This is a genomic window from Chromobacterium vaccinii (assembly GCF_000971335.1).
Lineage (GTDB): Bacteria > Pseudomonadota > Gammaproteobacteria > Burkholderiales > Chromobacteriaceae > Chromobacterium > Chromobacterium vaccinii.
This window is the reverse complement of sequence record NZ_JZJL01000045.1, coordinates 1-23118: the sequence shown is the minus strand read 5'-3', so window position 1 is coordinate 23118 and position 23118 is coordinate 1. Positions and strand designations below refer to the sequence as shown.

Annotated in this window: 23 protein-coding genes and 1 other RNA gene; 22 read left to right on the top strand and 2 right to left on the bottom strand. The window is 66.6% G+C overall.

All coding sequences use genetic code 11. From position 1 onward, the window contains the following. Nucleotides 1-2 precede the first annotated feature (2 nt). From cobU to VL52_RS18460, 7 genes are all read left to right on the top strand, one after another. On the top strand, nt 3-530 hold the full coding sequence (cobU, locus tag VL52_RS18485; RefSeq protein ID WP_046158414.1) for a bifunctional adenosylcobinamide kinase/adenosylcobinamide-phosphate guanylyltransferase: 528 nt from the start codon (nt 3-5) through the stop codon (nt 528-530). Then, nucleotides 527-1402, top strand: a complete 876-nt coding sequence (locus VL52_RS18480) for a cobalamin-binding protein (RefSeq protein ID WP_046158413.1) — start codon at nt 527-529, stop codon at nt 1400-1402. The genes cobU and VL52_RS18480 overlap by 4 nt, the downstream gene beginning before the upstream one ends. 21 nt (nt 1403-1423) lie before the next feature. Beyond that, a complete protein-coding gene (locus VL52_RS18475) occupies nt 1424-1633 on the top strand; it encodes a hypothetical protein (RefSeq protein WP_011134052.1) in 210 nt (69 codons plus the stop codon). After that, the gene (locus VL52_RS18470; RefSeq protein WP_046158412.1) at nt 1630-1941 is read left to right on the top strand and encodes a cell division protein ZapA; all 312 of its coding nucleotides are present in this window, start codon (nt 1630-1632) and stop codon (nt 1939-1941) included. The genes VL52_RS18475 and VL52_RS18470 overlap by 4 nt, the downstream gene beginning before the upstream one ends. A 32-nt stretch (nt 1942-1973) precedes the next feature. Beyond that, a non-coding RNA gene (ssrS, locus tag VL52_RS24165) (6S RNA) lies at nt 1974-2157 on the top strand. 9 nt (nt 2158-2166) lie between these two features. Continuing rightward, nucleotides 2167-2778 carry a 5-formyltetrahydrofolate cyclo-ligase gene (locus VL52_RS18465; protein WP_046158411.1) on the top strand — a complete coding sequence of 204 codons (612 nt, stop codon included), beginning with the start codon at nt 2167-2169 and terminating at the stop codon, nt 2776-2778. Then, on the top strand, nt 2775-3101 hold the full coding sequence (locus tag VL52_RS18460) for a DUF1294 domain-containing protein (RefSeq protein WP_046158410.1): 327 nt from the start codon (nt 2775-2777) through the stop codon (nt 3099-3101). The genes VL52_RS18465 and VL52_RS18460 overlap by 4 nt, the downstream gene beginning before the upstream one ends. A gap of 119 nt (nt 3102-3220) precedes the next feature. On the opposite strand, the gene VL52_RS25255 is transcribed toward VL52_RS18460, so the two are convergent. Then, nucleotides 3221-3385 carry a hypothetical protein gene (locus tag VL52_RS25255; protein ID WP_186338502.1) on the bottom strand — a complete coding sequence of 55 codons (165 nt, stop codon included), beginning with the start codon at nt 3383-3385 and terminating at the stop codon, nt 3221-3223. Nucleotides 3386-3507: 122 nt separating this feature from the next. Between VL52_RS25255 and VL52_RS18455 the strand changes: the two genes are divergently transcribed. The 7 genes from VL52_RS18455 to holA all read left to right on the top strand — a co-directional run bounded on the left by VL52_RS18455 (nt 3508) and on the right by holA (nt 10964). After that, nucleotides 3508-3981, top strand: coding sequence for an EVE domain-containing protein (locus VL52_RS18455; protein WP_046158409.1), 474 nt, complete (start codon nt 3508-3510; stop codon nt 3979-3981). Nucleotides 3982-4039: 58 nt separating this feature from the next. Then, nucleotides 4040-5212: an acyltransferase family protein gene (locus tag VL52_RS18450; protein WP_046158408.1), complete on the top strand. Its 1173-nt coding sequence runs from the start codon at nt 4040-4042 to the stop codon at nt 5210-5212. Between the two features lie 30 nt (nt 5213-5242). Further along, complete coding sequence (locus VL52_RS18445) at nt 5243-6052, top strand: sulfite exporter TauE/SafE family protein (RefSeq protein ID WP_046158407.1); 810 nt, start codon at nt 5243-5245, stop codon at nt 6050-6052. 70 nt (nt 6053-6122) lie between these two features. After that, the gene (locus VL52_RS18440) at nt 6123-6509 is read left to right on the top strand and encodes a hypothetical protein (RefSeq protein ID WP_144410320.1); all 387 of its coding nucleotides are present in this window, start codon (nt 6123-6125) and stop codon (nt 6507-6509) included. Between the two features lie 162 nt (nt 6510-6671). Next, a complete protein-coding gene (gene leuS / locus VL52_RS18435; protein WP_046158405.1) occupies nt 6672-9290 on the top strand; it encodes a leucine--tRNA ligase in 2619 nt (872 codons plus the stop codon). 134 nt (nt 9291-9424) lie between these two features. Next, on the top strand, nt 9425-9979 hold the full coding sequence (locus tag VL52_RS18430; RefSeq protein WP_046158404.1) for an LPS-assembly lipoprotein LptE: 555 nt from the start codon (nt 9425-9427) through the stop codon (nt 9977-9979). After that, nucleotides 9960-10964 carry a DNA polymerase III subunit delta gene (gene holA, locus VL52_RS18425; RefSeq protein ID WP_046158403.1) on the top strand — a complete coding sequence of 335 codons (1005 nt, stop codon included), beginning with the start codon at nt 9960-9962 and terminating at the stop codon, nt 10962-10964. Before VL52_RS18430 ends, holA begins: the two co-directional genes overlap by 20 nt. Before the next feature lie 43 nt (nt 10965-11007). Here holA and VL52_RS18420 read toward each other — a convergent pair whose 3' ends face one another. Then, nucleotides 11008-12183: an MFS transporter gene (locus tag VL52_RS18420; RefSeq protein ID WP_046158402.1), complete on the bottom strand. Its 1176-nt coding sequence runs from the start codon at nt 12181-12183 to the stop codon at nt 11008-11010. Between the two features lie 146 nt (nt 12184-12329). Between VL52_RS18420 and VL52_RS18415 the strand changes: the two genes are divergently transcribed. The 8 genes from VL52_RS18415 to VL52_RS18385 form a co-directional block, all read left to right on the top strand. Continuing rightward, complete coding sequence (locus VL52_RS18415) at nt 12330-13199, top strand: LysR family transcriptional regulator (protein ID WP_200896050.1); 870 nt, start codon at nt 12330-12332, stop codon at nt 13197-13199. Continuing rightward, nucleotides 13192-13644 (top strand): GNAT family N-acetyltransferase, encoded by a 453-nt coding sequence (locus VL52_RS23550; RefSeq protein ID WP_052729396.1) that lies wholly within the window; start codon nt 13192-13194, stop codon nt 13642-13644. Before VL52_RS18415 ends, VL52_RS23550 begins: the two co-directional genes overlap by 8 nt. Before the next feature lie 128 nt (nt 13645-13772). Beyond that, entirely contained in the window at nt 13773-15041 is a 1269-nt protein-coding gene (locus VL52_RS18405; protein ID WP_235429331.1) for an MFS transporter, read from the top strand. Between the two features lie 176 nt (nt 15042-15217). After that, nucleotides 15218-15349, top strand: coding sequence for a hypothetical protein (locus tag VL52_RS25600; RefSeq protein WP_268753722.1), 132 nt, complete (start codon nt 15218-15220; stop codon nt 15347-15349). A 366-nt stretch (nt 15350-15715) separates the two neighbouring features. After that, the gene (locus tag VL52_RS18400) at nt 15716-17860 is read left to right on the top strand and encodes a type I secretion system permease/ATPase (RefSeq protein WP_046158399.1); all 2145 of its coding nucleotides are present in this window, start codon (nt 15716-15718) and stop codon (nt 17858-17860) included. A 6-nt stretch (nt 17861-17866) separates the two neighbouring features. After that, on the top strand, nt 17867-19288 hold the full coding sequence (locus tag VL52_RS18395) for an HlyD family type I secretion periplasmic adaptor subunit (protein WP_046158398.1): 1422 nt from the start codon (nt 17867-17869) through the stop codon (nt 19286-19288). 1 nt (nt 19289) lies between these two features. After that, nucleotides 19290-20540 carry a glycosyltransferase family 4 protein gene (locus tag VL52_RS18390; RefSeq protein ID WP_046158397.1) on the top strand — a complete coding sequence of 417 codons (1251 nt, stop codon included), beginning with the start codon at nt 19290-19292 and terminating at the stop codon, nt 20538-20540. 22 nt (nt 20541-20562) lie between these two features. Further along, nucleotides 20563-23118 (top strand): calcium-binding protein (locus VL52_RS18385; protein WP_326980827.1); only part of this gene is annotated, 2556 nt, incomplete at its 3' end.

Sequence of the window (23118 nt, the reverse complement as noted above, 5' to 3'; positions counted from 1 at the left end):
CCATGCCCCACCTGATCACCGGCGGCGCCCGCAGCGGCAAGAGCCGCCATGCCGAAGACCTGGCCCGCCGTCATGGCGGACCGGTGTGCTATCTCGCCACCGCCGAGGTGCGCGACGCCGAGTTCGCGCGCCGGGTGGCGCTGCACCGCGCGCAGCGGCCGGCGCATTGGAGCGTGGCGGAGGCCGGCCGCGGCCTGGCGGCCATCATCGCGGCCCATGACAGCGCGGATGGCTTGCTGCTGATCGACTGCCTGGGCATGTGGCTGATGCGCTTCTTCGGCGAGGCCGGATTCGACGCGTCGGCATACGAGGCGGAGCGCGACGCGCTGCTGGTGGCGCTGGACGCGGTGAGCGGCGAGGTGCTGCTGGTCAGCAACGAGGTGGGCTGGGGCGTGGTGGCGGGCGATGCCGAAACCCGCCGCTTCGTCGACGAGTTGGGCCGGCTCAACCAGCTGGCGGCGTCGCATTGCGGCCGGGTGACGTTGGTGGCCTGCGGCTTGCCGCTGGCGTTGAAGGGGGAGGCGGCATGAAGCGGGCGCTGTTTGGCGTGTGTCTATTGCTGGGCGCGGCGCGCGCCGGGGCGGCGATCCTGGTCGAGGACGGCGCCGGCAAGGCCGTGGCGCTGGAGCGGCCGGCGGCGCGCATCGTCAGCCTGGTGCCGCACGCCACCGAGCTGCTGTTCGCCGCCGGGGCCGGCGGCAAGGTGGTGGCCACCGTCGATTACAGCGACCACCCGGAAGCGGCGAAAAAGCTGCCGCGCGTCGGCGGCTTCACCGGCTTCAGCCTGGAGGCGGTGTTGCGGCAGAAGCCCGATCTGGTGGTGGCCTGGCAGGACGGCGGCACGCCGCGCGAGCTGGAGCGGCTGCGGCGCATGGGAGTGCCGGTGTTCATCAGCCATCCATTGCAACCGGACGACGTGGCGCAGGAAATCGTCAAGCTGGGCAAATTGGCCGGCACCGACGCCGCCGCGGCTACGGCGGCCGCGGCCTATCGCCAGCGGCTGGCGGCGCTGCGGCAGCGCTACGGCAGCCGCGCGCCGGTGCGGGTGTTCTACCAACTGAGCCAGACGCCCATCTTCACCGTCAGCGGCAAGAGCTATATCGATGCGCTGATCCGCGTCTGCGGCGGCGTGAATGTGTTCGCCGACCTGCCGTTGCCGGCGCCGCAGGTGTCGACCGCCGCCGTGGTGGCGGCGCGGCCGCAGGCCATCGTGGCCGGCGACGACGCCACGCTGGCGATGTGGAAGCGCTGGCAGGCATTGCCGGCGGTGGCGAACGGCGCGCTGCTGGCCCTGCCCGGCGACGCCATCACCATCCCCGGACCGAGGCTGGTGGACGGCGCGGACCAGCTGTGTGCCCGGCTGGACACAGCGCGGCAGCGGCTGGGTTTGACGCCCAAGTAGCCGCCCGTTATCCTCGCCGCCATGGACAATGAACTGGAATACCTCGAATCCCGCGTCGCGGCGCTGATCGCCCGCATCCGGGAACTGGAAGTCCAGAACGGCCGGTTCGCCGAGGCGCTGTCCGAAGCGCTGAAGGAGAACGCCGAGCTGAACTTCCGCGTCAACGAAACCCGCAGTCGGGTGGCGGCCCTGGTGGCGCGCCTGCCCGCCGCGCCGGAGAACGAGCAATGAGCGACGTGGTTCAGGTCGACATCGAGCTGCTGGGCAGGCATTTCACCATCGGCACGCCGCAGGACGAGCAGGAAACGCTGCTGGAAGCGGTCCGCCTGCTGGAAGGCAAAATCTCCACCATCCAGCAGCATGGCAAGGTGATGGACGCCGACAAGATCGCCATCATGGCCGCGCTGAACATCGCGCACGACCTCTTGAAGACAAAAGTGGGCGAAGGCTTGGAGATTGAGGCGTTTCAGCGTAAAATACGTGGCATGAGCGAAGCAGCCGATCAGGCGCTGAGCCAAAGCCAGCAGCCGCTGTTTTAAGCCGAGCGGCGCTGGCGCACCAAAGGTCAGTTTATCCCCTGCGGTGTTCGTGACGGCGCACAATTCCTTTGTACCAATGCGTTCGCTTTTGGCTGCCAGCGTGAGACATGGGCGTGCCGCGTTCCCTGATGAACGCGCCCGAAATGTTTGGCAGGCGGCCCCTCCTGGAAACAGGGTACAAGCGAATTTAGCCCGAACGGCACTCGCGGGGGTTCCCCCTCCAACATGACCGCATCTTCCCCCGCAATCGATAAGACGGCGCTGCGCCGCCAGCTTCGCCGCGCCCGCATCGCGCTGCCGCCGGCTTGCCGCGCCGAAGCCGCGCGCGCGATCGCCCGCCACGCTTCTCGTCTATTGGGTCGAGGCAAGCGCGTCGGCGGCTATCTCGCCGCCGGCTCCGAGCTTGACCTGGCCGAAGTGATGAACGCGGCGCTATGGCGCGGCGCGGAGGTCTATCTGCCGCAGATTCCGCGGCGGGGCCGCCGGCTGTGGTTCACCAGGCTGGGCGCCGCCGACCGCTGGTATCTGCATCCCCGTTACCGCATCCTGGAGTACGCCGGCGCGCGGCTGCGCGCCGAACGGCTGGACGTGGTGTTCGTGCCCTTGCTGGGTGTGGACCGGGACGGCTACCGGATGGGACAGGGCGGCGGCTTCTACGACAGCACGCTGGCCTTTCGCCGCCGGCATGCCTTGAGCGGCAAGCCGCTGCTGGTGGGCGTGGCTTTCGACTGCCAGCTGGTGGACGCGGTGCCGCGCGAGGCATGGGACGTGAGGCTGGACTGGCTGCTGACCGAATCCGGCTTGCGCCGCTTGCCGCTGAGGGAGGCGGGCGCATGATCCTGCTGCTGCTGCTGCCTCTGCTCGCCGCCTGCCTGCTGGGCCGGCTGGCCTGGTGGTGGTGGCTGCCTTACGCGCTGATGGCCGCGCCCACGCTGCTGGCCTATTGGCTGGACAAGCGCGCGGCGCTGCGCGGCCAGTGGCGCATTCCTGAAGCCAGGCTGCAATGGCTGCATCTGGCCGGCGGCTGGCCGGCCGCCTGGCTGGCGCAGCGGGCGTTCCGCCACAAGACCCGCAAGCAGCCCTTCCTGGCGCTGTACTGGCTTGGCGCGTTGGCCAATGCGGCCTTGCCGCTGGGCTGGCTGTGGATGAAAAGCCGCTGAACAGGCTTGGCGCGGCTAACAAAAATCCGTTTCACCCCTGAGGCAAGGCGTGCCGACGCAGGCAGCGCTTGAGTACCGCCAGTCGGCGCAACGCAGCATCAGGAGTTTGTCAGCCACGCTCAGCGCCAGCCGTAGCGCGGGCCGTAGCCGTAGTAATACACCGGCGTTGCCGGCACCACCACGGCGGGTCGCACCACCACCGGCGCCACCGCGACGCGCGGCGGCTCCACTACGCAGCCGGCCAGGCTGCTGATTGCCACGACGGCCAGAATCCATTGTTTCATTTTCGCGCTCCCGCGATGCCGGACAGCGTGCCTGTCCCGTTACCGCCAGCATACGAAGCAATCTTTCCAGTAAGATTGAGCAAGTCTTTCCCGATCCACTCAGCGATTAACAGATATTGCCCATGCGCTATTGGCTGATGAAGTCCGAACCGGACGAAACCTCGATCGACCATCTTGCCGCCGAGCCCGCGCGGCTGTTCGAATGGACTGGCGTGCGCAATTACCAGGCGCGCAATTTCATGCGCGACGACATGCGCCCCGGCGATCTGCTGCTGTTCTGGCATTCGTCCTGCCCCGAGCCAGGCATCGCCGGCATCGCCGAAGTGGCGGCCGCCGCGCATGCGGATTCCAGCCAGTTCGATCCCGCCAGCCCTTACCACGATCCCAAGTCCGACCCTGCCAATCCGCGCTGGCAGTGCGTGGACGTGCGCTTTGTCGAGAAGACGCGGCTGCTGTCGCCGGCCGAGTTGCGCCAGCATCCGCTGCTGGAGGGCATGACGGTGCTCAAGCGCGGCAATCGCTTGTCGATCACGCCGGTGACGGCCGAGGAGTGGGCGTATCTGATGGACTTGCTCGGCGTGGGCCAGCCGCGTTGACGCTTGGCGCGCGGATATTCCTGTGTAATATTTTGGCGTTTCCATTCCGGGATGCGCGATGTCTTCCATCCAACCGCGCAATCCGCGGATAGATTGCCTGCGCGGCATCGCCATCGGCTGCGTGCTGCTGCTGCACTTCATGCTGGCCTACGGCATCAAGGACAGCCTTCTGGGCAGCCTGCTGTCGGCGGCCTTGCTGGGCGCGCTGGCGCGCAACGGCAATTACGGCGTGACGATGTTTTTCGTCGTGTCCGGCTTCCTGATCGTGTCGCAGTCTTTGCGGCGCTGGGGCAGTTTGCCGGCCATCGATATCCGCGCTTTCTACGTGCGGCGCTTCGCCCGCATCATGCCACTGCTGCTGCCGACGCTGGCGCTCATCGTCGCGCTGGGCAGCCTGGGCCTGCCCCATTTCAGCAATACCGACGGCGGCCACCATTTGCCGGCCTCGTACTTTTGGGCGGCGGCCGGCTCGGTGCTGACCTTCTGGCACAACCTGCTGATGCAGTCGGTGGGCTACTTCAACTATTGCCTGAACGTCTATTGGTCGCTGTCGGTGGAGGAGGTGTTCTATCTGGCGCTGCCGCTATTGTGTCTCGCGCTGAGGCGGACCTGGCTGCTGGCGGCGGTCTGCCTGCTGCTGATCGCCGCCGGGCCGTTTTACCGGGCGGCGCATCTCGACAACGAAATCGACTACTTGTACGGCTACCTGGCTTGTTTCGACGCCATCGCCATCGGGTGTCTGGCCGCCTTGGCCGCTCATCGAGTCCGGCTGGCCGACGGCCAGGCCCGGCTGCTGCGCTGGGCGGGTTTGCTGATGCTGAGCGGGGTGTATCTGCGGGGCATCGCCGGCAACCAGGTGTTCGGCTTCAGCTGGGTGGCGCTGGCCAGCGCGATGTTCCTGCTGGGCGCGGCGCGCGCGCCGGCGCTGGACGGCTGGCGCGAGCGGGCGACGCGTCCGCTGCGCTGGCTGGGGCGGCACAGTTATGAGTTGTACTTGCTGCATATCGTGGTGCTGGCCGGCTTGCGCAATCTGCTGCCTAAGGGAAGCATCGGTTATTGGGAGCGCCTGCCGCTGTTGTGCGCGTTTGTGGCGGTATCGGCGTTGTTGGCGCATCTGGCAGCCCGCTATTGGTCGGAGCCATGCAACCAGGCGATCCGCCGGCGCTGGCTCGGCCGCCGCGGCGAGGATGGCGCGCGCTTAAGCGCGGAGCGGGGGGATTCTTTGGCATGATGGAAGCCGATATCGGTAAAAGGGGCGGGCATGTTGTCGATTGAGCTTTGGGCCGCGTTGCTGGCCTGCGGAGCGGTGGCTGGTTTTCTGGCTGGCCTGCTGGGCGTGGGCGGCGGCCTGATCATCGTGCCGGTGGTGTTGGCGGTGCTGTCGGCCGCGCATGTGGGCGGCGCGCATGCCCAGCACCTGGCGGTGGGCACCTCGCTGGCGGTGATGGTGTTCACCAGCCTGTCCAGCGTGCGCGCGCATCACAAGAAGGGCGCGGTGGACTGGCGCATCGTGCGCGGCATGGCGCCGGCGATGGTGGCGGGCACGCTCTTGGGCAGTCTGATCGCCGGTTGGATTTCCGGCCTGGCGCTGCGCTGGTTCTTCGTCGCCTACGCCTACGCGGTGGCGCTGCAGATGCTGGTCGGACGCCAGCCCAAAGGCGGCCGGGGCATGCCGGGCTGGGCCGGGCAGGGGGCCGCCGGCAGCCTGATAGGCATGATTTCCAGCTGGGTGGGAATCGGCGGCGGCTCGATGAGCGTGCCCTTCATGAGCTGGTGCAATGTGCCGGTGCGCACTGCCATCGCCACCAGCGCGGCGCTGGGCTGGCCGATCGCCGTGTCCGGCGCGGTCGGCTACTTGTACAGCGGCTGGGGCGCGGCGGGATTGCCGCCCGGGGCCATGGGTTTCGTCTACCTGCCGGCGATGCTGGCGCTGATGCTGATGACGGTGCTGCTGGCGCCGGTTGGCGCGAAGGCCGCGCACCGGCTGCCGGTGCCGCGGCTGAAAAAGGCCTTCGCCGTGCTGATGGCGGCGATGGCCAGCGAGATGCTGTACAGCCTGTTGCGCGGCTAAGGTCTTCTGCAACCTTGTCGGCTTGCCTGTGGTCGAAGCGGTTTGACCGACAGTGAAAGGACGACGAGTGTTGAGAAGCGCGATTGTATGCGTGGCGGGGATGCTGGCGGCGGTGCCGGCGGCCTTCGCCTACAGCGACGAAGCCAGGCTGCCCTTTGCCGGCCAGCCGGGCGAGCTGCCGCTGGAGCTGGCGTTGCGTTTCGCCAAGAACCGGCTGGGCGAGGATGGCCGTTTCGAGTACGCCACGCTGAAGGTTGTTCAGACCAGCCAGCCGGAGGCGTTCGACCGGGCCGGCATCACGCTGATCCGCGAAGGGCTGATGGACGACAGCGTCAAGGGCGTGCGCCAGCGCTTCGAGCTCAGCCGCGAGGAGAATGTCTGGACGCTGCGGGCGGTGAAGGAAGACTTCTCCTGCTGGCGCGGGCGCAAGGGCTGGGGGCTCAAGCCCTGCCCTTGAGGCGGCGCGCGCCAAGCATTTGTTTTTTGGGTCTTATCGCCGACGCGAAGACGCCGTTATAATGGGGCAATCATTTTGCGGACGGGCTGACCGGATGCATGCGCGCGGATCGCGCCCCGGGCAGCCCGCCTTTTGTATTTCAGAGTCCAGACAAAGATCGCCATGCAAGAACAATACAGCCCGCGGGCGGTAGAAGCCGCCGCCCAACAGAAATGGCAGAAGACTGCCGCCTTCAAGGCCGTGGAAGACGCGTCGCGTCCCAAGTACTACGCGCTGTCGATGTTCCCGTATCCGTCCGGCAAGCTGCACATGGGCCATGTGCGCAACTACACCATCACCGACGTGCTGGCCCGCTTCAAGCGCCTGCAGGGCTTCAACGTGCTGCAACCGATGGGCTGGGACGCCTTCGGCCTGCCGGCCGAGAACGCGGCGATGAAGAATGGCGGCGCGCCGGCGGCGTGGACCTACGCCAACATCGAATACATGAAAACCCAGCTGGATAGCCTGGGCTTCGCGCTGGACTGGGAACGCGAGCTGGCCACCTGCAAGCCGGACTACTACCGCTGGGAGCAGTGGCTGTTCACCCGCCTGTTCGAAAAGGGCGTGATCTACAAGAAGAACGGCGTGGTCAACTGGGACCCGGTGGACCAGACCGTGCTGGCCAACGAGCAGGTTGTGGACGGCCGCGGCTGGCGTTCGGGCGCGCTGGTGGAAAAGCGCGAAATCCCGATGTACTACTTCCGCATCACCGACTACGCCGAGCAGCTGCTGGCCGATCTGGACAAGCTTGACGGCTGGCCGGAGCAGGTCAAGACCATGCAGCGCAACTGGATCGGCAAGAGCTACGGCTCCGACGTGGTGTTCCCGTACGACGAGGCCAGCATCGGCCACGCCGGCGAATTGAAGGTCTACACCACCCGTCCGGACACGCTGATGGGCGCCACCTACGTCGCCGTCGCCGCCGAACATCCGCTGGCCACCCAGGCCGCGGCCGGCAACGCCGAGTTGCAGGCCTTCATCGCCGAGTGCAAGGCGGGCTCCGTCGCCGAGGCCGACATGGCCAAGATGGAAAAGAAGGGCATGGACACCGGCCTGTTCGTCATCCATCCGCTGACCGGCGAACGCTTGCCGGTATGGGTGGCCAACTACGTGCTGTGGGGCTACGGCGAAGGCGCGGTGATGGCCGTGCCGGCGCACGACGAGCGCGACTTCGAGTTCGCCAACAAGTACGCGCTGCCGATCAAGCAGGTGATTACCCTGGCCACTGGCGACGCCGAATACGACGCCGCCAACTGGCAGGAGTGGTACGGCGCCAAGGATGACACCGTGAAGACGGTCAATTCCGGCAAGTACGACGGCCTGGGCTACCAGGCGGCCTTCGACGCCATCATCGGCGACCTGCAGGCCAAGAGCCTGGGCCAGAAGAAAACCCAGTATCGCCTGCGCGACTGGGGCATCAGCCGCCAGCGCTACTGGGGCTGCCCGATCCCGATCATCCACTGCCCGAGCTGCGGCGACGTGCCGGTGCCGGAAAAAGACCTGCCGGTGACGCTGCCGGAAAACGTGCACCCGGACGGCGCCGGCTCCCCGCTGGCCAAGATGCCGGAATTCTACGAAACCGCCTGCCCGAAGTGCGGCGGCGCGGCCAAGCGCGAAACCGACACCATGGACACCTTCGTGGAGTCCAGCTGGTACTACGCCCGCTACGCCAGCCCGAAGTGCGACACCGCGATGGTGGACAAGAAGGCCGCCGATTACTGGCTGCAGGTCGATCAATACGTTGGCGGCATCGAACACGCCATCCTGCACCTGCTGTACGCGCGCTTCTTCCACAAGCTGATGCGCGACGAGGGCCTGGTGTCGTCGGACGAGCCGTTCAAGAGCCTGCTGACCCAGGGCATGGTGATCTGCGAAACCTTCTATCGCGACCTGCCCAACGGCTCCAAGGACTGGATCGCGCCGCAGGACGTGGACCTTACGCGCGACGCCAAAGGCAAGATCGTGTCCGCCACGCACCGCGTCGACGGCCAGCCGGTGGTGATCGGCGGCATCGAGAAGATGTCCAAGTCCAAGAACAACGGCGTGGATCCGCAGGAATTCATCGAGAAATACGGCGCCGACACCGCGCGCCTGTTCATGATGTTCGCCGCGCCGCCGGAGCAGAGCCTGGAGTGGTCCGACGCCGGCGTGGAGGGCGCGTTCCGCTTCCTTAAGCGCCTGTGGAAGAGCGCGCGCGAGCACGTCGAAGCCGGCGTGGTCGCGCCGTATGCCGCGGGCGAGCTGAACGCCAGCCAGAAGGAACTGCGCTTCAAGCTGCACGGCACCATCCAGAAAGTGGCCGACGATTACGGCCGCCGCCAGCAGTTCAACACCGCCATCGCCGCGGTGATGGAGCTGCTCAACGCCTACGACAAGGCCGACACCGCGGGCGAGACCGGCCGCGCCGTGGCGCAGGAGGTGCTGGAAACCGCTACCCTGCTGTTGTCTCCCATCGTGCCGCATGTCTGCGACGGCATCTGGAACGAGCTGAAGCCGGGCACCGAGCTGCTGGCCCAGTCCTGGCCCAAAGTGGACGAGAGCGCGCTGGTGAAGAGCGAGATCGAGCTGATGGTGCAGGTGGCGGGCAAGCTGCGCGGCAGCGTGACCGTGGCCGCCGACGCTGCCAAGGATGCGATCGAGGCCGCGGCGCTGGCGCACGAGAACGTGATCAAGTTCATGGAAGGCAAGCCGGCCAAGAAGATCATCGTGGTGCCGGGCCGCCTGGTGAACATCGTCGTCTAGCGGGTGGGCCGGCCCGTGGCGTTGTTTGGCCCCACGGGCTGTCAGCCATGCTAGGACCGATATCGGATACGCGGCGCGGGGCGGTTTGTCCTGCGCCGTTTTTGCCTGGCGGATCATCCGCCATGGGGGATGCAATGAAACACTCTCTGAGATTCGCGCTGTTGGCCGGTTTCGCGCTGTTGCTGACCGCCTGCGGCTTCCATTTGCGCGGCCTGGGCGGCCCGCTCAAGCCGCTGCCGTTCTCCACCATGTATCTGGAGGCCAGCGGCAAGGGCATTGAATCGGATCTGCGCACCGTGTTCGCGCGCGATCCGAAGCTGACGGTGATGTCCGCGCCCAAGGGCGCGCAGGCGGTGGTGAGCGTGGTCAGCGAGAATCAGTCCAAGGACATCCTGACCATCAATACCGGCGGCCGCATCAACGAATACCAGCTGACTTACACCGCGGTGGTGCGTACGGTGATCGGCGGCGTGCCGGTCGATCCGGACATGGTGGTGACCGTGCGCCGCAGCCTGAATTACTCGGATAACCAGGTGCTGGGCAAGCAGCAGGAAGAAGACCTGCTGTGGGCCGACGCGCGCCGCGACGCCGCCGAGCAGGTGGTGCGCCGACTGGCTTACCTGAAGGTGCCGGCCGCGCCGCTGGCCGGTCCCGCAAGCGTGAAGCCCGATGCCGTCCCTCAGCCCTGACGCGCTGAACGCGGGCTTGGCCAAGGGGCTGGCGCCGCTGTACCTGGTGCATGGCGAAGAGGCGTTGCTGGCGCTGGAGGCGGCCGACGCCGTCCGCGCCGCAGCGCGCGCCGCCGGTTACCTGGAGCGCGAGGTGCTGACGGTGGAAAGCGGCTTCGATTGGATGCAATTGACCGACTCGATGTCCAGCGTGTCGCTGTTCGCCTCGCTGAAGCTGCTGGAAATCCGCATTCCCGGCGGCAAGCCGGGCACCGAGGGCGCGGAGGAGCTGCAGCGCCTCGCCGCCGCTCCGCCGCAAGATACGGTGACCCTGATCACGCTGCCCAAGCTGGACAAGGCGCAGCAGCAGAGCAAGTGGTTCACCGCGCTGGACAGGATCGCCCAGGTGGTGGAGGCGCGCCCGGTGGGCCGCGCCGAGCTGCCGGGCTGGATTGCCCGCCGGCTGAAGGCCCAGGGCCAGCAGTTGGGCGCGGAGGCGTTGGCGTTCTTCGTCGACCGGGTGGAGGGCAATCTGCTGGCCGCGCGGCAGGAAGTGGACAAGCTGGCGCTGCTCTATCCCAAGGCCGAGTTGAGCCTGGACGATCTGCAGGCGGCGGTGGCCAATGTCGCCCGCTTCGACGTGTTCCAGCTGTCCGAGGCCTGGTTGTCCGGCGACACGCCCAGGCTGACGCGGATGCTGGACGGGCTGATGGCCGAAGGCGAGGCGCCGGTGCTGGTGTTGTGGTCGCTGGCCGAGGACGTGCGCATGCTGCTCAAGTTGCGCCAGGGCCTGAAGGACGGCCGCCAGCCGCGCGATATGGCGCGCGAGCTCAGGCTGTGGGGCGAGAAGCAGAAGCTGGCGGAGCCGGCGCTGCGCCGCATCGGCCCGCGCAAGCTGATGGCCGCTTTGTCCGAGTGCGCGCGCATCGACCGCCAGATCAAGGGCGTCGAGCCGGGCGAGCCTTGGCAGACCATGCGGGCGCTGGCGACCAGGCTGGCAGCCTGAGAGGATGTTCCGCTTGGAAACGGACCGCATGCGGTCCGTTTTTTCATGCGCGCAGGCTTGCAGAGTTTGGCTTCGCGGCAGAGGCCAGAGCGAGGCTGGCGAGTGGCAGAGCCAGTCCTGCCAACGCGGCGGCCAACAGGCTGGTCTGCTCCAAGACGCCGCCATGGCTGAGCAATATTCCCGCCAGCCAGGCTCCCAGCGCATTGCCCAGATTGAAAGCGCCGACGTTGAAGGCGGATGCCTGGACCGCGGCGTCTCCCGCCAGCCGTATCGCCAATGTCTGCAGCAGCATGCACAGGGCGAAAGCCAGGGCGCCCCATAGCGTCATCAGCGCCAACGCGAAAGGCAGGCGCGCAGCCAGCAGACAGAAAGCGATCAGGCTGGCGCATAGCAGTGCCAGGGTCAGGAGCAGCGCCTTGTCCAGTTGCCCGTCCGCCAGCCGTCCGCCTATCCAGCCGCCGGCCACCAGTCCCGCGCCGCAGAGCAGCAAGGCCGCGCTGGACTGTTCCGGGGGCAGGCCGCTGACCTGAGATAGCGTCGGCAGCAAATAAGTGAAGAAAGCGAACATGCTGGCGGCGGCCAGCACGCTGGCGAGCAGCGCCGGCCAGACCTGTCCGGGCAAACGCGCTTGCGGTTTGCCGCCAGTCCTGTCTCCCGTGTGGGTCGGCAGCAGCGCACGAATCAGCAACAAGGTGAGGAAGCCCAGCGCCGCCACAGCGGCGAAGCTGGCGCGCCAACCGGCCCATTGGCCGATCAGGGTGCCGGCTGGCACGCCCAGCACATTGGCCAGCGTCATGCCGCTGAACATCAGCGCCATCGCCCGGCCGGCCATGCCGGCCGGGGCCAGCCGCGCCGCCATCACCGCCGCCGCGCCGATGAGGCTGGCGTGGCAGAAGGCCGTTAAGATCCGCGCCAATAGCAGCGACCACAGGCCGGGCGCCAGCAGGCAAGCCAGATTCCCGACAATGAAGATCAGCATCAGTCCGCTCAGCGCGCGCTTTTCTTCGAGGCGGGTCATTAAGCCGGCCAGCAACGGGCCGCCGGCCACTACGCCCAGCGCGTAGCCGGAAACCAGATAGCCGGCGCTGGGCAAGTCGATGCGCAGATCGGCGGCGATGAGGGGCAGCAAGCCCATGATGACGAATTCGGCGGTGCCGATGGCGAAAGCCGCGGCCGCCAGCGTCAACAAGGCGGGGCTCAACAAGCGGGGAGAGGGCATGGCGATACCTGAGTGCAAGAAAGGCACCAGCCTAACTGTCTGGCCTGGCGGGAAACAGCCAGCGGTCGCTCCGCACTGTGTGGAGCCGTTTGGCATGAATGGCGCTACACTTTCCGCTCTGGAAAGGGGGGAGTGTGCTGGCTTCAATGAGCGATCTGGCAGTATTCATCACGGTGGCCGAACAGGGCAGCTTTGTCGGCGCGGGGCGGAGTCTGGGGGTGTCGGCGTCGGCTGTGGGCAAGCGCGTCAGTCGATTGGAGGCCGAGCTGGGCGCGCGTCTCCTGCAGCGCAGCACCCGCGCGCTGGCGCTGACGGCGGAGGGAGAGACGGTGCTGAGCCGGGGTCGGCGCATGCTGGAAGAGGCTGCGGCGATGCGCGCGGAACTGGAGCGGGCAGGAAGTCTGCCGGAGGGGGTGTTGCGGCTGAGCCTGCCGCCCATCGGCGGGGTGATGATGGCGGAGCTAGGGGCGTTTCAACTGCGTTATCCCGAGGTGTCGCTGGAACTGGATTACAGCGAACGCAATGTGGACATCATCGAGGAAGGCTTCGATGCGGCCATCCGGGTGGGCGCGGGAGACGACGGCAAGCTGCGCAGCCTGGCCTTGCCGGGATTCCGCCGCCTCATCGTCGCCGCGCCGGATTACCTGGCGCGCCATGGCAGGCCGACGAGCGCGGCGCAGCTGGCCGGCCATCAGCTGATCCATTATCGCTCGCCCAATAGCGGCAAGCTGGAAGCGTGGCCCTTGGTTGAGGCGGACTTGCCGCGCGCGCTGGTGTGCAACAGCGTGCACGCGCGGCTGGAGTTCGCGTTGCAAGGCCAGGGCATCGCCTGCCTGCCGGATGTTTCCATTCGCCGCGAGCTGGACGACGGCAGTTTGCGGCCACTATTGAACAGCGAAAACGGTGAGCTCGTCGCGCTGCGGCTGCTGTGGCCTTCGTCGCGCGGCTTGTCCGCCCGCATGGCGGTATTCATGGATTTCATGCGCCAGGCGGCGCAGGAGCGTAGGCATGGCTGATTGCGATGCAGGCAGGAGGTTCACGCTGGATGGCCGCCAATATTTAGCGCTTGCGGATTTGCCAGTCCATTATTTGCCGCAAGTGGCGGAGTTGTACGCCAGCCAGGGATGGGGAGAGGCACGATCGTTTGATCTGCAGGCAATGGGGCGGGCATTTCGTGGCGGACTTGGCATTTGTGCGCTGAACGATGACCGGGTACTGGGCTTGGCTCGCGGTTTCAGCGATGGCTGGCAAGCGGCTTGGTTGGCGGAAATCATCGTGCATCGGGACTGCGCTGGGCGGGGTGTGGGTCAGGCCTTGGCGCGGGAATTCATGCGCCGCTGCGGTACCGATACCATTTACTGCGAAGCGTTGTCTGGTCGTGAATGGTTTTTCGAGCGGCTGGGTTTCAAGGTTCGCCCCCGTTTAACCGCGATGGCGTGGCGCGCGTCTTTGGATTGTTGATAACTTTGCAATCTGCCCAGGGTTGTGGGTAAGTGAGTGGGCATACAAGCATGTCCGGTATATCACGTGGTGGCTTGCTAATCTGAGAAAAGCGTTTCTTAAAGTTTGCGAGGTATCGCATGAGCGGCATGCGCGATTGGACGGGCGGACGCTTCCACTATGCCTGGATCGCCGTCGGCGTCACTTTCCTGGTGATGTTGACTACCGCGGCCATCCGCGCCGCGCCCAGCGTGATGATGGTGCCGCTGGAGCGCGAGTTCGGCTGGAGCCGTTCCGCCATCTCGCTGGCCTTGTCGATCAACCTGGCGCTGTTCGGCCTGATGGGGCCGTTCGCGGCGGCGGCGATGCTGCGCTTCGGCCTCAGGCGCACGGTGTTGTGCGCGCTGGCGCTGCTGGCCGTCAGCGTGGCGCTGTCCACGTTGATGCGCAGCAACTGGCAGCTGCAGCTGCTGTGGGGCGTGATGGTAGGCTGCGCCACCGGCGCCACGGCGATGACATTGGGCGCGTCGGTAGTCAACCGCTGGTTCGTCCAGCATCGCGGGCTGGCGATGGGTTTGCTGACCGCCAGCTCGGCCACCGGCCAGCTGGTGTTCCTGCCGCTGATGGCCTGGCTGACCGGGCAGCATGGCTGGCGCGGCACGGTGTGGCTGATTGCCGGCTGCATCGTCTGCGTGTTTCCGCTGGCGTGGCTGCTGCTGCCGGAGCGGCCGGCCAGCATCGGCCTGCGGCCGCTGGGCGAGGCGGAGAACGCGCCGCCGCCCGCGGCCGTGCATCACAATCCCATCGTTATCGCCTTCGGCGCGCTGAAAACGGCCAGCCGCTCCGGCGACTTCTGGCTGCTGTTCGGCAGCTTCTTCGTTTGCGGCGCCAGCACCAACGGCTATATCGGCACCCATTTCATCGCGATGTGCGGCGATTACGGGCTGACCCCGGTGCGCGGCGCCAGCTTGCTGGCGGCGATGGGCATGTTCGATCTGCTGGGCACCACGCTGTCCGGCTGGCTGTCCGACCGCTTCGCGCCGCAGGCGCTGTTGTTCGTCTATTACGGGCTGCGCGGACTGGCGCTGCTGTATCTGCCGCATGCCTTCGGGCTGGAGTACTTCTACGGCCTGCCGCTGTTCACCCTGTTCTACGGGCTGGATTGGGTGGCGACGGTGCCGCCGACGGTGAAGCTGACCACCGGCGTGTTCGGCAGCGAGCAGGCGCCGGTGGTGTTCGGCTGGATCGTCGCCGGCCACCAGCTGGGCGCCGCGTTCGCCGCGCTGGGCGCGGGCATGCTGCGCAACAGCCTGGGCAGCTACACCGCGGCGACGATGATTTCCGGCGCCTTGTGCCTGCTTGCCGCGGCGCTGGTGCTGCGCATCCGCATCGAGCGCCGTCGGCCTGTGCAGGTTTGAGCCGGATTTGGATAAAGGCATCGTATCCGGTTGGCTGTGTGCTGCGTTGCGCAAGAAGGCTAAGAGCGGGATGTCTTGACTGGGCGGAGCAGATCCGCTTCTGCCGGTGACAAGGTGGTGGACAACTGGTTCGGCAATGCCGCCTGGAAACCATCCGTTCGGGCGTCGGCAAGACGTTGGTTGCTTCCCAGGTGCAGGCGCTGGTCACCACGATGGCGGCGTTCAATCCGCCAGTTGCCGGCCAGATGACGCTGCCAGCCGATTATCAGCTTGGCTTGCAGACGGTGATGGCGTCCAGCTGGAAGTAAATAAACAGGTCTGATGTTTGATCATAAAGCTACGCATGAAGATGCGTGGCTTTTTATTATTTCGGCAGTTGGCAGATGATTGGGGAGATATTTAGAGTATTAACTATGTAAGTAATTATACGTAGTTGACGTGGCGTAGTTTGTCTCGGTCTGGCGATAAGGCAGGGCGAAAGGGGGAGACGTTCTCGCCAGTTTTATTTGGCTTTGGCGAGGCAAGGATCGAAATGTGCGGGTAATTGGGCTTTGTTTGACTTCGCTGGTGGGGTGGCAATTTTTTAATTGGTAAAAATTAACATTTTTGTTCAAAGGAAAAGCCGGTATTTTCCTTTGCAAATTCCCATCCTTTTTACCAGTTCAATTAAAAACATGTCTGATCCTATTTGCGGCCAAACCGCGCCGGGAGCTTCGGCGCCAGACCATGGCCTGCTCGGCCTGGTGCTGTTGGCCCAGTTCCACGGCATCGCCGCCGAGCCCGAGCAGCTCTCCCACCAATTCGGCCGCTCCGCCGAACCCTTCTCCGAAATCGATCTCCTCCTCGCCGCCAAGCATCTGGAACTGAAAGCCAAGATCGTCCAGCAGCCGCTGGACCGCATCGGCCTGATGGCCTTGCCGGCGCTGGCGCTGGCGGCCAACGGCGAGCACTTCATCGTCGCCCGCTGCGACGGCGACAAAGTCTTGATCCACGATCTGAAGCAGGGCCGTCCCGCGGTGTTGAGCCTGGACGAGCTGGCGGCGCGCTACGACGGCCGGCTGCTGGTGGTCGCCTCGCGCGCGTCGGCGGCCGGGGCCTTGGTCAAGTTCGATTTCACCTGGTTCGTGCCGGCCATCGTCAAGTACCGCAAGCTGCTGCTGGAGGTGCTGGGCGTGTCCTTCGTGCTGCAGTTGTTCGCGCTGGTGACGCCGCTGTTCTTCCAGGTGGTGATGGACAAGGTGCTGGTCAACCGCGCCTTCAACACGCTGGACGTGATCGCCGTCGGCCTGCTGGCGCTGTCGGTGTTCAACGTGATCCTGTCCGCCCTGCGCGGCCACGTGTTCGCCCACACCACCAGCCGCATCGACGTGGAGCTGGGTGCGCGCTTGTTCCGCCATCTGCTGGCGCTGCCGCTGGCCTATTACGAGGCGCGCCGCGTCGGCGACACCGTGGCGCGGGTGCGCGAACTGGACAGCATCCGCAATTTCCTCACCGGCCAGGCGCTGACCACGGTGCTGGACCTGCTGTTCTCCTTCGTGTTCCTTGCGGTGATGTTCTATTACAGCGGCTGGCTGACGCTGATCGTGGTGATCTCGCTGCCGTGCTACGCCGCCTGGTCGGCCATGCTGACGCCGGTGCTGCGCCGGCGGCTGGACGAGAAGTTCGCCCGCGGCGCCGACAACCAGTCCTTTCTGGTGGAGTCGGTCGGCGGCATCGGCACCATCAAGTCGATGGCGGTGGAGCCGCACATGACCCGGCGCTGGGACAACCAGCTGGCCGCCTACGTGGCCGCCGGCTTCCGCGTGACGCGGCTGGCCAATATCGGCCAGAACGGCGTGCAGCTGATCCAGAAGCTGGTGACGGTGGCCACCTTGTGGCTGGGCGCCAAGCTGGTGATCGGCGGCGATCTGTCGGTCGGCCAGCTGATCGCCTTCAATATGCTGGCCGGACAAGTGGCGGCGCCGGTGGTGCGCCTGGCCCAGCTGTGGCAGGACTTCCAGCAGGTGGGCATCTCGGTGGAGCGGCTGGGCGACATCCTCAACACCCGCACCGAGTTGCCGGCCAGCCGCGCGGCGCTGCCGCCCATCCAGGGCAAGATCGAGTTCGACCAGGTGGTGTTCCGCTACCGCCCGGACGGCCCGGAGATCCTGCGCAAGCTGAGCCTGGACATCCGCGCCGGCGAAGTGGTGGGCATCGTCGGCCGCTCCGGCTCCGGCAAGAGCACGCTGACCAAGCTGGTGCAGCGGCTGTACGTGCCGGAATCCGGCCGCGTGCTGGTGGACGGCAACGACCTGGCCCTGGCCGATCCGGCCTGGCTGCGCCGCCAGATCGGCGTGGTGCTGCAGGAGAACCTGCTGTTCAACCGCAGCGTGCGCGACAACATCGCGCTGTCCGATCCCGGCATGTCGCTGGACGCGGTGATCCGCGCCGCCAAGCTGGCCGGCGCCCACGATTTCATCATGGAGCTGGCCGAGGGCTACGACACCATGGTCGGCGAGCACGGCGCCAGCCTGTCCGGCGGCCAGCGCCAGCGCATCGCCATCGCCCGCGCGCTGGTCTGCAACCCGCGCATCCTGATCCTGGACGAGGCCACCAGCGCCTTGGACTACGAGTCCGAGCGCGCGGTGATGCAGAACATGCGCGCCATCTGCCAGGGCCGCACCGTGCTGATCATCGCCCACCGCCTGTCAACCGTGCGCGGCGCCCACCGCATCATCGCGATGGACAAGGGCGTGATCGTCGAAGCCGGCAGCCACGCCGAGCTGGCGCAGAAACCGGGCGGCTACTACGCCCATCTCCACAGCCTGCAGCAAGGATAAGCCGCGATGAAGCATCAGATTGAGGCGTTGCGGGGCTTCCTGCAACGCTACCGCCAAGCCTTCGCCGACCATTGGTCCATCCGCCACCAGCTCGACCCCAAGCCGCGCAGCGAGGACGAGCTGGCCTTCCTGCCCGCCCACCTGGAGCTGACCGACAGCCCGGCCTCGCCCTTGCCGCGCTGGAGCATGCGCGTGATCGTGGCATTGTTCGTCTGCGCGCTGCTGTGGGCGCTGATCGGCCAGCTGGACATCGTCGCCGTCGCCGGCGGCAAGACCGTCAGCGGCGGCCGCACCAAGATCATCCAGCCGCTGGAGCCCAGCGTGGTCAAGGCCATCCACGTGCGCGACGGCCAGTTGGTCAAGGCTGGCCAGCTGTTGATCGAGCTGGACGCCACCGCCGCCGGCGCCGACAACCGCAAGGCCGGCGACGCGCTGGAAACCGCTCGCCTGGCCGGCGCCCGCTACCAGGCGCTGCTGGCCGCGCTGGACAACGGCCGGCTGCCGCAGCTGGAGAAGCTGGACGGCGTCGACCCGGCCAAGCAGCTGAGCGAGGAAACGCTGGCCGTCGGCCAGTGGCGTGCCTATCAGGCCAAGCGCGATTCGCTGCAGGCCACGCTGCGTCAGCGCGAGGCCGAGTTGTCCACCACCCGCCAGCAGGTGATCAAGCTGCAGGGCACGGTGCGGCTGGCCGAAGCGCGCGAGCATGACTATCAGGAGCTGCTGGACAAGAACTTCATCTCCAAGCACGCCTACTTGGACAAGCAGCAGGCGCGCATCGAGCAGCAGGGCGATCTGGCCAGCCAGAAGAGCCGCATCCAGGAGCTGGCCGCCGCCATCGCCAGCCAGCGCGAAGAGCTGGAAGCGTTGACCGCCAACTTCCGCAGCGACGCGCTGGACAAGCTGCGCGAAGCGCGCGAGCAGACCACCCAGTCCGGCGAGGAAGTGAAGAAGACCGGCCGCCGCCAGGCGCTGACCCAGCTCACCGCGCCGGTGTCCGGCAGCGTGCAGCAGCTGGCCATCCACACCGTCGGCGGCGTGGTGACCGAGGCCCAGCCGCTGCTGGCCGTGGTGCCGGCCAACGAGGCGCTGGAAGTGGAAGCGCAGATCGAGAACAAGGACATCGGCTTCGTCCGGCCCGGCCAGGCGGTGACGGTGAAAGTGGAAAGCTTCCCCTACACCCGCTACGGCTACCTGGACGGCGTGGTGGAAACCGTCAGCCACGACGCGCAGCAGGACGAAAAGCGCGGCCTGCTGTTTCCCGCCCGCATCCGGCTGAAGCAAAGCCACCTGGTGATAGACGGCGCGCGCGTCAATCTGAGCGCCGGCATGGCGGTCAGCGCCGAGATCAAGACCGGCAAGCGCCGGGTGATCGACTACTTCCTCAGCCCGCTGCAGGAACACGTCGGCGAAGGCATGCGGGAGCGTTGAGATGAAGCTCCTGCTGATCCACCAGAATTTCCCCGGCCAGCTGCGCCACATCGCCGATGATCTGAAAACCCGGCCCGACATCGACCTGCTGGCAGTGGGGCGCGACACCGCTCCCGGCCTGCAGGGCGTGCGGCTGCTGCGCTACAAGCCGCACCGCCAGCCCAGCCGCCAGGCCCACCCCTATCTGTACAGCTACGAGGACGCGGTGCTGCACGGCCAGGCGGTGCTGCGCAGCTTGCAGCCCTTGGCCCATCGCGGCTACCGGCCCGACGTCATCCTCGCCCACCCCGGCTGGGGCGAGACGCTGTTCCTGAAAGACCTGTTTCCCGACGCGCGGCTGATCCACTACTGCGAATTCTTCTACCACGGCCGCGGCGCGGACGCCGACTTCGACCCGGAATTTCCGCTCAGCCTGGACGGCGCCGCGCGGCTGCGCGCCCGCAACGCGCTGCACCTGCTCAACCTGGAAAACGCCGACGCCGGCATCTGCCCCACCCACTGGCAGCACAGCCTGCATCCAGCCGCCTACCGCGACAAGCTGCATGTCGCGCATGAAGGCATCCGCACCGAGCTGTTGAAGCCCGACCCCGCCGCCGAACTGGCGCTGCCAAACGGCCGCACGCTGCGCGCTGGCCAGAAGATCGTCACCTACGTCGCGCGCAATCTGGAGCCCTACCGCGGCTTCCACGTCTTCATGCGCGCGCTGCCCGAGCTGCTGCGCGCCGAGCCCGATTGCCAGGTGGCGATCGTCGGCGGCGACGGCGTCAGCTACGGCAGCGCGCCGGCGGACGCGGCCAATTGGCGCGAAAAGCTGCTGCGCGAAAACCTGGTCGATCCGGACCGGGTGCACTTCCTCGGCAAGGTGCCGTACGACGTTTACCGCAAGGCGCTGCAGGTGTCGGCGGTCCACGTCTACCTGACCTATCCCTTCGTGCTGTCGTGGAGCCTGCTGGAAGCGATGGCCAGCGGCTGCCGCATCGTGGCGTCGGACACCGCGCCGCTGCGCGAAGTGATCCGCGACGGCGTGAACGGCCACCTGGTGGACTTCTTCGACCGGGAGGCCTTGATCGAGAGGGTGAGAGAGGCGTTGCGCGAGGATGCGCCGGGGATGCGGCGGCAGGCGCGGCGGACGGCGGAACGGTACAGCGTCGAGCAGGGCTTGGACGCTTACAGGAATTTGCTGGGCATCGCTGCTTCTGATGCGGCGGATAGGGTGGCCGCGCAGGAAAGCGATGCCTGGCTTAGGCAGTAGTCCGATAACAGAAAGGTAAAAAATGGCAACTTCGCAAGAGAGCCCCGGCAAGGTATTGAATGGTACCGACATGGGAGAGGTGATCAATGGCGGCGACGGCGACGACACGCTGAACGGCAATGGCGGCAACGATACGCTGAATGGCTATGAAGGCAACGATCTGCTGCAAGGCGGAGACGGCGACGATGTATTGAACGGCTATGCCGGCAACGATACCTTGCAGGGCGGGGCCGGGGATGATCTGTTGAACGCCGGCAGCGGCAACAATGTGCTGGCTGGCGGCGCAGGCAACGATACCTTGATAGGCGGCGTGGACGGCGATCTCTACCTGTTCAATCTGGGGGATGGCTACGACACGCTGACCGATAATGCCCAGGACAAGCGCGACGCCGCGGATACCGATCCGGCCTACCGCGACGAATTGCGTTTCGGCCCCGGCATTCGTCCGGAAGACATCCAGCTGGAGCATGTCGGCGACGATCTGGTGCTGTCGCACCGCAACGGCGACGACGCAGTGACGATCAAGGGTTGGTTCGCCGACAAGAGTTTCTGGATCGAGAAGATCAGCTTCGCCGATGGCGCCAGCTGGAGCATCGCCGACCTGGCGCAACGCGTGATCACGCAAACCGGCACTGACCGCAAGGAGGCGCTGACCGGCTGGATCGGCAAGGATCATCTGATCGGCTTGGGCGGCAACGACACCCTGAACGGCCGAGCCGGCGACGATTGGCTGGAAGGCGGCGCAGGCAACGACAAGCTGTTGGGCGACGATGGCGACGACACGCTGCAAGGCGGCGATGGCGACGACTGGCTCGACGGCGGCAGCGGCCGCAATGTGCTGGAAGGCGGCAAGGGCAACGACACCCTGATCGGCGGCGCGGACGCCGACGTCTACATCTTCAACCTGGGCGACGGCGCGGACGTGATTCGCGAAACCGCCAGCGTGGACGTGTCAGTGCAGGACGAGATCCGCTTCGGCGCCAGCATCGCGGTCAAGGACGTGGTTGCGGTGCGGGTGGGCATGGACTTGGTGCTCAAGCACGCCAACGGCAGCGACAGCGTGACGGTGGAGGGCTATTTCGCCGCCGCCGGCAGCCGCGTCGAGCGTATCGTGTTCGCCGACGGCACGGTGTGGACCCAGGCCGATCTTCGCATCACGCTGACCGGCACCGACGGTGACGACACCCTGACCGGCTGGGAAGGCAGCGACGTGCTGATCGGCGGCGCGGGCAACGACGTGCTGATCGGCAACGGCGGATCGGACACCCTGATCGGCGGCATCGGCAACGACACCCTGGTGGGCGGCGCCGGCAGCGACGTGTACGTGTTCGAGGCCGGCCACGGCCATGACGTGATCGCCGCGCACAATGTGGACGTGGCGGTGACGCTGCATGACGAGATCCGCTTCGGCGTCGGCATTTCGGTCTCGGACATCCGCGTGCAGCAAGTGGGCGACGATATCGTGCTGATCCACGTCAATGGCAGCGACTCCGTCACCATCCAGGGCGGCTTCAGCATCGAGCACGGCTGGCAGGGCCAGATCGTGTTCGCCGACGGCAGCGTGTGGCTGGGCGCGGAGCTGATCCAGCGCGTGGTGGGCATGCAGAACGGCACCGATGGCGACGACCTGCTGCAGGGCGAGGACGGCGCGGACATTCTCGACGGCGGCGCCGGCAACGACACGCTGATCGGCGGCAATGGCGACGATACCTTCCGCGGCGGTTCCGGCAACGACGTGCTGGTGGGCAACAAGGGCCGCGACGTGTTCGAGTTCGGCCTGGGCGGCGGCCGCGACCAGATCAACTACGGCGTGGCTGCGGCCAAGATGGCGCAGTACAGCAAGGGCGACCAGATCCGCTTCCTGGCCGGCATCAAGGCGGCCGATGTGAAGGTGCTGAAGTCCGGCAATGATCTGGTGCTGATGCTGGCCAACGGCCAGGATGGCGTCACCATCAAGAACGGCGCGGTGGACAAGATGGGCTGGGCCGGCGAGGTGGTGTTCGCTGATGGCGTCCGCTGGAGCGCGGCCGACCTGCAGAAGCTGATCGTGGTCGGCGGCAACGACACCATCAAGGGCAGCGCCGGCGACGACGTGCTGGTCAGCGTCGGCGGCACCGTGGTGCTGGAAGGCGGCAAGGGCAACGACACGCTGAAAGGCGGCGCCGCGCACGACATATACGTGTTCAACCTGGGCGACGGCAACGACGTCATCATCAACAACTCGGTCAACGTTGCCGTCAGCCACCAGAGCGAAATCCGTCTGGGCGCGGGCATCTCGGTTTCGGACATCGTCGTGGTGCGCGCCGGCAACGACGTGATCCTCAAGCACGTCAACGGCAGCGACTCCATCCTGATCCAGAACTGGTTCAGCGCGACTTCCGCCCAGGTGGGCAGCGTGATCTTCGCTGACGGCGCGAGCTGGACTTCGGCGCAGATCAGCCAGTGGGCGAACGGCCTGCATGTCGGCGGCGACGGCAACGACATCCTGATCGGCGGCAATGTCAGCGACACGCTGCAGGGCGGCGCAGGCAACGATGTGCTGATCAGCGTCGGCGGCAGCGCGGTGCTGGAAGGCGGC

Bases quoted from the DNA above. Each gene is read 5' to 3' on its own strand.
- cobU (WP_046158414.1), top strand. From the start codon at position 3: ATGCCCCACCTGATCACCGGCGGCGCCCGCAGCGGCAAGAGCCGCCAT.
- VL52_RS18480 (WP_046158413.1), top strand. From the start codon at position 527: ATGAAGCGGGCGCTGTTTGGCGTGTGTCTATTGCTGGGCGCGGCGCGC.
- VL52_RS18475 (WP_011134052.1), top strand. From the start codon at position 1,424: ATGGACAATGAACTGGAATACCTCGAATCCCGCGTCGCGGCGCTGATC.
- VL52_RS18470 (WP_046158412.1), top strand. From the start codon at position 1,630: ATGAGCGACGTGGTTCAGGTCGACATCGAGCTGCTGGGCAGGCATTTC.
- VL52_RS18465 (WP_046158411.1), top strand. From the start codon at position 2,167: ATGACCGCATCTTCCCCCGCAATCGATAAGACGGCGCTGCGCCGCCAG.
- VL52_RS18460 (WP_046158410.1), top strand. From the start codon at position 2,775: ATGATCCTGCTGCTGCTGCTGCCTCTGCTCGCCGCCTGCCTGCTGGGC.
- VL52_RS25255 (WP_186338502.1), bottom strand. From the start codon at position 3,385: ATGAAACAATGGATTCTGGCCGTCGTGGCAATCAGCAGCCTGGCCGGC.
- VL52_RS18455 (WP_046158409.1), top strand. From the start codon at position 3,508: ATGCGCTATTGGCTGATGAAGTCCGAACCGGACGAAACCTCGATCGAC.
- VL52_RS18450 (WP_046158408.1), top strand. From the start codon at position 4,040: ATGTCTTCCATCCAACCGCGCAATCCGCGGATAGATTGCCTGCGCGGC.
- VL52_RS18445 (WP_046158407.1), top strand. From the start codon at position 5,243: ATGTTGTCGATTGAGCTTTGGGCCGCGTTGCTGGCCTGCGGAGCGGTG.
- leuS (WP_046158405.1), top strand. From the start codon at position 6,672: ATGCAAGAACAATACAGCCCGCGGGCGGTAGAAGCCGCCGCCCAACAG.
- VL52_RS18430 (WP_046158404.1), top strand. From the start codon at position 9,425: ATGAAACACTCTCTGAGATTCGCGCTGTTGGCCGGTTTCGCGCTGTTG.
- holA (WP_046158403.1), top strand. From the start codon at position 9,960: ATGCCGTCCCTCAGCCCTGACGCGCTGAACGCGGGCTTGGCCAAGGGG.
- VL52_RS18420 (WP_046158402.1), bottom strand. From the start codon at position 12,183: ATGCCCTCTCCCCGCTTGTTGAGCCCCGCCTTGTTGACGCTGGCGGCC.
- VL52_RS18415 (WP_200896050.1), top strand. From the start codon at position 12,330: ATGAGCGATCTGGCAGTATTCATCACGGTGGCCGAACAGGGCAGCTTT.
- VL52_RS23550 (WP_052729396.1), top strand. From the start codon at position 13,192: ATGGCTGATTGCGATGCAGGCAGGAGGTTCACGCTGGATGGCCGCCAA.
- VL52_RS18405 (WP_235429331.1), top strand. From the start codon at position 13,773: ATGCGCGATTGGACGGGCGGACGCTTCCACTATGCCTGGATCGCCGTC.
- VL52_RS18400 (WP_046158399.1), top strand. From the start codon at position 15,716: ATGTCTGATCCTATTTGCGGCCAAACCGCGCCGGGAGCTTCGGCGCCA.
- VL52_RS18395 (WP_046158398.1), top strand. From the start codon at position 17,867: ATGAAGCATCAGATTGAGGCGTTGCGGGGCTTCCTGCAACGCTACCGC.
- VL52_RS18390 (WP_046158397.1), top strand. From the start codon at position 19,290: ATGAAGCTCCTGCTGATCCACCAGAATTTCCCCGGCCAGCTGCGCCAC.